This window comes from Aeromonas schubertii (assembly GCF_000820105.1).
Taxonomy (GTDB): Bacteria; Pseudomonadota; Gammaproteobacteria; order Enterobacterales; family Aeromonadaceae; genus Aeromonas; species Aeromonas schubertii.
Genome location: NZ_CDDB01000076.1, coordinates 1 through 995 on the forward strand (window position 1 = coordinate 1; position 995 = coordinate 995).

At 58.5% G+C, this 995-nt stretch carries 1 protein-coding gene; it reads right to left on the reverse strand.

The features are described from left to right. On the reverse strand, positions 1-995 hold a 995-nt coding region (gene tuf / locus BN1133_RS15600; RefSeq protein WP_050667402.1), incomplete at both ends, for an elongation factor Tu.

Genomic DNA, 995 nt, shown 5'->3' on the forward strand with positions numbered 1-995 from the left:
CGCAGACCGTCGTCCATCGCGATCGGGCAGATCAGGGTAACAACCATCTTGATGTTGTCGCCCGGCATGACCATCTCTACGCCTTCCGGCAGTTCGATGGTACCGGTCACGTCGGTAGTACGGAAGTAGAACTGCGGACGGTAGCCCTTGAAGAACGGGGTGTGACGACCACCTTCTTCCTTGGACAGTACGTATACTTCGGACTCGAACTTGGTGTGCGGGGTGATGGTGCCCGGCTTCGCCAGTACCTGACCACGCTCTACGTCTTCACGCTTCACGCCACGCAGCAGGGCGCCAACGTTCTCACCTGCACGACCTTCGTCCAGCAGCTTACGGAACATTTCAACACCGGTACAGGTGGTCTTGGTGGTCTCTTTGATACCAACAATTTCAACTTCTTCACCAACCTTCACGATACCGCGCTCTACACGACCGGTAACGACGGTACCACGACCGGCGATGGAGAAGACGTCTTCGATCGGCATCAAGAACGGCATGTCGATGGCACGCTCCGGCTCCGGGATGTAGGTATCCAGGTGACCGGCCAGCTCCAGGATCTTCTCTTCCCACTGAGCTTCGCCTTCCAGCGCCTTCAGGGCAGAGCCACGTACGACCGGCAGGTCGTCGCCCGGGAAGTCGTACTCGGACAGCAGCTCACGCACTTCCATCTCTACCAGCTCGAGCAGCTCTTCGTCATCAACCATGTCGCACTTGTTCATGAACACGATGATGTACGGAACGCCTACCTGGCGACCCAGCAGGATGTGCTCACGGGTCTGCGGCATCGGGCCGTCGGTAGCAGCTACTACCAGGATTGCGCCGTCCATCTGGGCAGCACCGGTGATCATGTTCTTAACGTAGTCGGCGTGACCCGGGCAGTCTACGTGAGCGTAGTGACGGGTAGCGGTGTCGTATTCTACGTGGGAGGTGTTGATGGTGATACCACGCTCACGCTCTTCCGGCGCCTTGTCGATCTGGTCGAAGGCGAAGGCCTT